The sequence below is a fragment of the Bacillus cereus genome, from assembly GCF_002577405.1.
Taxonomy (GTDB): Bacteria; Bacillota; Bacilli; order Bacillales; family Bacillaceae_G; genus Bacillus_A; species Bacillus_A cereus_AU.
Genome location: NZ_NULR01000003.1, coordinates 451,394 through 457,666, shown reverse-complemented (window position 1 = coordinate 457,666; position 6,273 = coordinate 451,394). Strand labels below are relative to the sequence as shown.

Genomic DNA, 6,273 nt, shown 5'->3' with positions numbered 1-6,273 from the left:
CCGGTTGGTCCAGTATTGCCAGTCGGCCCAGTGTCTCCAGTTGGTCCAGTATTGCCGGTTGGTCCAGTGTCTCCAGTTGGTCCAGTATTGCCGGTTGGTCCAGTATTGCCAGTCGGCCCAGTGTCTCCAGTTGGTCCAGTATTGCCGGTAGCTCCAGTAGCACCCGTTGCTCCAGTGGGCCCCGTAGGAAATTGAAAAGGTTGCATAGGCGGGAGTGTAGGTCCGATTGAGCCCGGATTTAGTGCAGCAGAAGATAAAAATTCGTCCAATATAATTCACCTCTATAAATTCGTATTACTAATAGTAAATGCTGGAGTAGAGCCAAAGGAAATGGACAAGCGATTATATTTTATAAGTTAAACAAAATAGTTATTTGCGCGACACGTTTCCTTATAAGTGTGTAAACACGAAATAGGAGGGTTATCAATTTGATAACAACAACTGATTGACTGAAAGTAGGAATGAAAGCCGTCAGGTTGAGCTGAAACTACTTATCTGATACTCCTACATGCAAGGCGTAATAGTAGTCACAAATTGTATGAAGCTAGGTGAAGTCGGCTGAACAAAACCTAAGTGAGAAATCATATGGTAATGGATAGGCCGGGATGCTACAAACTATCTATGGTGAGAATGTCCAAACGGACTGACGAACTTGCGAATATACGGGTCTAAACTATTAATACATTAGAAATATGTATGTCGTTAATGACGACGTTATTTACCGAAAAGTAAGAGTAGATAATATGAAATTCGGAACATCCAACGATGAGGATGTAAAGATAACAGGCTTACAGCAAGCACCTAAGGACATATGTATAGCTAGGTTAATCGGAACGTGGTAAGCAAGAAGCTGTCATCAACGCCTACTAGCGGACAGATGCATATAAGGTTCTAACGAACCGAAATTGCTTCATTCTTGTGAAGGTGGGGATACAGTACCGATGAAGCATGTAATGAATGTGGAGGGATAGTCCCTAGTCTTGTTCTTTGAAAACTAAATTAACTAGATGCAACTCACAGGATCGAGTAGGATGATGGGACTTTTCGTAAGAAAGGGGAAATAATACATCGGTGAGTACAACATTACGACATGCAGAATATTATGATATGCAAAAAGTGTTTGATGATTTATATGAACGTAGTGAAAACAATGCTACTAAAGGTGTAAATCTATATAAACACATCATATCAAAAGAAAATATTCTATTGGCATATAGAAACATAAAGGCTAACACTGGTTCTAAAACCGAAGGAACAGATGGTATTACAATCGACCATTATAAAATGAAAGATGTAGATTCTTTTGTTAATAATATAAGAAAAACTCTTGTAGACTACAAACCTAATACGGTACGTAGGGTAGAAATCCCTAAACCAAATGGAAAGAAACGTCCATTAGGAATACCTACTATGAGAGATAGATTGATACAACAAATGTTCAAACAGGTTCTAGAGCCAATATGTGAAGCAAAGTTCTACAAACACTCATACGGATTCAGACCTAACAGGTCAACACATCATGCAATGGCTAGATGCCAATTCTTGATGAATCGAGGAGGATATAGTCACGTAGTAGATATTGATATACAAGGTTTCTTTGATAATGTAAACCATTCTAAATTGCTGAAACAACTATATAACATAGGTATAACTGATAGACGAGTACTAACAATCATCTCGAAAATGCTAAAAGCACTAATTAAAGGAGTAGGCATCCCTACAAAAGGGACTCCGCAAGGAGGAATCCTAAGTCCATTACTTAGCAATGTTGTATTAAATGATTTGGATTGGTGGATATCTAGTCAGTGGGATACTATCAAAACAAGAAAACCACATACAGTCCAAACTAAAAACTATCGGTTAGCAAAATCCAAATTGAAGAGAATGTATATAGTTAGGTATGCAGATGACTTTAAAATATTTACAAACAACCATCAATCTGCAACTAAAATATTCTATGCAGTAGAGGGTTATCTTAAAAAGATGTTAAACCTTGATATATCTAACGAAAAATCAACTATAACTAACCTAAAAAGAAAATCTTCAGATTTTCTAGGGTTCTCCATCAAATCTGTTAAAAAGAGTAAAAGGTACGTAGCCAACACACACGTAAGCAAGAAAAAGATAAAGGATATTCTTGAAAAAGCAAGGATACTGATTAAAGCAATTCAGAAGAGTCCGTCAGGAAAGACAGTACAGGACTATAATTCCTATGTGCTTGGCATAAAAAATTATTACAAAATCGCAACACATGTAACCGTAGACTTCACTGAAATAGCCTTTCGTCTCTCGAAAACCTTGTTTAATCGTCTGAAATCAATAGGGAAATATAAGATTCCTACCAATGCAAACGCATTATACAAAAGAATTCACAGGAATAATTATAGAACCTTTGAAATAGCAGGTAATCATGTATATCCACTAGCGGACATACAAACAAGATTCCCTCAAAGTTTCAGTCAAGACATGTGTAACTACACTATAAAAGGGAGACAAAAACTCATCAAAAGCCTAAAAGGTAACATTGCCAATGAAATGCAGAAGATGTTGCTATCGTCCAATAAAGGGCAGAGCGTGGAGTATACAGATAACAGAATGTCGAGATATTCTATGCAAAATGGAAAATGTGCTGTTACAGGAATCTTTCTATTAGCTGATGAAGCACACTGTCATCATAAAATACCGAAAGGTATGGGAGGAACTGACGAGTTTAATAACCTAATTATTGTACACGAATTTGTCCACAGACTGATTCACGCTACAAATGAAGAGACGATTAGAACATATATGAGAATACTTCAATTGAATGATAAACAATTGAAGAAAATAAACAAACTCCGTAAAGCTTGTAATCTAGTTACTTTAGTATAGAAGAATAAGATGGGACGCTGTATGCGATGAAAGTCGCACGTACAGTGTTAAGCGGGGGAAAAGATGGAGATAACTTCAAAGTCTTACCTATCGCAACGAATAAGAACTGAAACCGACAAGTGAAATATTAATTGTATCTTGATATGTGTACGTAACTTCTGCAGAGCTGGGCGGATCGATAAATATAAGGATATGTACCAATCGTAATTTCGAGGACTATTCGTCTGAACAGCTCCATACCCGTCACGGTCGGAAATTAAGATCCAACTGTGACGGGTATCTGACTTATATTATTGAGGGAACAGGCCGGAAGGATGCTACGGTATTGTTGTAGGGTTCCAGACGGACCTGCGTGCTTGCCCCAGCATTTGCGAGTGCAGTCACGGCATTCAAGATAGCAGTTCTGCTACCAGATATGAAGGCTGTGCTATAGTTCATGATTAGGGGATAAACGGGGTGTTGATTGAGAATTACTTGATGATAAATTGTTTTCATCGTGACGTTCGCTGTCAGTGTGAAGCCTTCTGTAGTGATGCCAGTCAGCGAAGTCCCATTAAATGAAGTGAGTTTGACTGTAAGCATGTGACCTTTTTTTATATTTATTCCTCCTTTATTATTAGACTCAATTTATTTTATGCTTGTCCAGCAATTTAGTGTGGCACTTGCATCATAATAAGTTGAAAGATATATAAGATTATATTTTGACAAAGCGTGAGGATTAAAAGGTATAAATTGAACAAAAGCGTTATTTGATATAAAATAATCCCCTGAAATCTTGGGGATTTAGGGAAATATCTATGGAAAATTATTTTATAAGTACTGGCATTCTTTTAGTTTCAAATCTTTCGAATTCTATAGGACAATATGCAAATGTTGCTATAGGCTCTGAAGTTTTGTTTGTTAAAAAAGTGTGGTTAATTACTTCACCAGAAGAAGAATAAAATGTAATTTTGGTTTTTGATATAGGAGGAAGCGTTATTACTAGTGGTTTATTTGTCATACTAATCAACTCCTAAATTATTTGATTTTATAAGAACTTAAAATGTATTCAATAAATATGTATGAACTCATTTTATAAAGTTAGTACTTTGTGAATTGAGAAATTTAACAAAATAGTTATTGTATGATGATAAAAATTAAAGAACCTGTTAGTTATAACAGGTTCTGTGTACAAGGAGTTCAAGGGATACAAGGAAACTGGTCCGGAGAAACCTGTTTTTTTCTATAATGGTACAGGCCTGATATTGATCCGAAAAGAAGTGAAATGGAAATTATCATGATGAGATACTGTCTTAAATAGATAGTATTTGTAGGCATCCATAGAATCAATATGGCTAATAAGACAATTAGTGAAGTGCACATTGTATAAGATATTTGGAGCTTGATTCTAAGTCTTTCTGTATCGTTGGTACCTATTTTCTTAAACGTTATAGAGAATAAGACAACAGACGCAAGAGAGAGAAGGGTTGTCATACCTACAAATAAATTAAAATGAAGAATATCACTAGATAACCATGATTCTATCCATTGGAAAATAACCATTTTATCATCCTTTCTTAAATGTCTAAAAAAAATGTTAATCTATGTATATATTAACATATTGTGGTTTTTTTTGAGGGGATATAATAAAAATTTCATTTTGTATTAGTTTAAAAGCAAAAAAGAGCACTTAATAAAGTGCTCCCGTGACGAGATTCGTTTTGTAAAGACTACTTCATTTTATAAAGAGAGGAACTCAAAATATTATATGTATGTCCAGTTGATTGCGTGCACTTTTCTAAACAAAGAGCAGCTAGAAAAAGCTAACTGCTCCATTTTTAAAAAGGTTCCGAGCTGCTATCACTGTTAAGAAAGCAGTTTACAGGTAGTATGTGCAGAATTGTGAGGATTATTCGGATAAATAAAAAGAGCACCTTCGAACAGTGCTCTTTAAGGGTAAATGAGTGTATGTTAACTATAGCTGTTTACTAGCTGAATCATAGTGTGGAAGAAGAGATATTACTAGATTTTGTATGCAAATATAAAAATTTAAATACAACTTGGTGTTATAGCTATATCGAAAGGGTCAAGTCCAACAGGTATGGGTGCTCCGATTACTGTATTGGAGATAGTATTAATGACAGACACCACTTGATTAGAATTAGTAACATAGGCGCGAGAGCCATTGGGTGTTATAGCTATACCATGAGGAGAAAGACCAGCAGGTATAGGTGCTCCAATGACTGTGTTAGTGAGAGTATTGATGACAGATATATTATTGTTACCCTGATTAGTAACATAGGCGCGAGAGCCATCTGGCGGAATAGCTATTCTTCGAGGGGAAGCACCCACGAATATAGGTATTCCAATGACTGTGAAAGTGAGAGTATTGATAACAGATACATTACCGTCAGAAACATTAGTGACATAGGCACGAGTACCATCTGGAGTTATAGCTATACCATCGGGGTTAGAACCAACAGGTATAGGTGCTCCAATAACTGTATTAGTGAGTGTATTGATAACAGATATATCATTGGTAAGTTGATTAACAACAAAGGCGTGAGTACCATCTGGTGTTATGGCTATATTTCGAGGATTAGAACCAACAGGTATAGGTGCTCCAATAACTGTATTAGTGAGTGTATTAATGACAGATACATTATTATCAGGTCCGCCATTAGTGACATAGGCGCGAGTACCATCTGGAGTTATAGCGATACTGCTGGGATTAGAACCAACAGGTATAGGTACTCCAACAACTGTATTAGTAATAGTATTGATAACAGATACATTACCGTTAGAAAAATTAGTGACATAGGCACGAGTGCCATCTGGAGTTATAGCTATACCTTGGGGATTACGGCCAACAAGTATAGGTGGTGCGATGGTTGTATTAGTTGAAGTGTTAATAATTGATACAGAGTCAGCATCCCTATTTGTGACATAGGCAAGAAGAACAGAAGTAAATAAAATAATATCACAGATAGAAATGACACTTGTTCCTTCATCAGAAATAAAAACAATGCTTCCTTCATCTACACTAGAGATTTGACCTTGAATCGAATCACAACATCCCGTAAGGTGAAGAGAAACGAAACGTCCTGTACAATGTTGAAGTGCGGTTCTGATATCTTGGAAACAGGTAGTTCCTGGGGCAGGTGGCCCGGTGGGTCCAATAGGCCCAGTATTCCCAGTGTTCCCGGTAGGTCCAGTATCGCCGGTATTTCCGGTGTTCCCAGTAGGCCCAGTACTACCAGTGATGCCGGTAGGCCCTGATGGTGATTGGAATGGCGAAAATGTAGGACCAATCGCCTCTGGATCTAATGCAGCACCGTATAAAATTTCGGGTGAATTCAATTCTTCTTCTTTAGACATGTGTTCACCTCCAAAAAATTCCATTCTTATTTAATAGATGCATAG

The 6,273-nt window shown here is 36.8% G+C and carries 4 protein-coding genes; 1 reads left to right on the top strand and 3 read right to left on the bottom strand.

What is annotated here, in order from left to right; all coding sequences use genetic code 11:
- Positions 1 to 269, bottom strand: a 269-nt coding sequence (locus COC96_RS07355) for an exosporium leader peptide-containing protein (RefSeq protein WP_142339969.1), incomplete at its 3' end; no start/stop codon positions are given.
- Positions 270 to 1,071: 802 nt separating this feature from the next.
- Here COC96_RS07355 and ltrA point away from each other — a divergent pair.
- Entirely contained in the window at positions 1,072 to 2,871 is a 1,800-nt protein-coding gene (ltrA, locus tag COC96_RS07350) for a group II intron reverse transcriptase/maturase (RefSeq protein ID WP_098768588.1), read from the top strand.
- Positions 2,872 to 3,676: 805 nt separating this feature from the next.
- Here ltrA and COC96_RS07340 read toward each other — a convergent pair.
- Together COC96_RS07340 and COC96_RS07330 are read right to left on the bottom strand one after the other, a co-directional pair.
- The gene (locus tag COC96_RS07340; protein WP_098266902.1) at positions 3,677 to 3,871 is read right to left on the bottom strand and encodes a hypothetical protein; all 195 of its coding nucleotides are present in this window, start codon (positions 3,869 to 3,871) and stop codon (positions 3,677 to 3,679) included.
- Between the two features lie 1,028 nt (positions 3,872 to 4,899).
- Entirely contained in the window at positions 4,900 to 6,228 is a 1,329-nt protein-coding gene (locus tag COC96_RS07330; RefSeq protein ID WP_255287913.1) for a beta-propeller fold lactonase family protein, read from the bottom strand.
- Between the last annotated feature and the right edge of the window lie 45 nt (positions 6,229 to 6,273).

Coding starts and splice junctions, on each gene's coding strand:
- COC96_RS07340 (WP_098266902.1), bottom strand. CDS start 3,871: ATGACAAATAAACCACTAGTAATAACGCTTCCTCCTATATCAAAAACC.
- COC96_RS07330 (WP_255287913.1), bottom strand. CDS start 6,228: ATGTCTAAAGAAGAAGAATTGAATTCACCCGAAATTTTATACGGTGCT.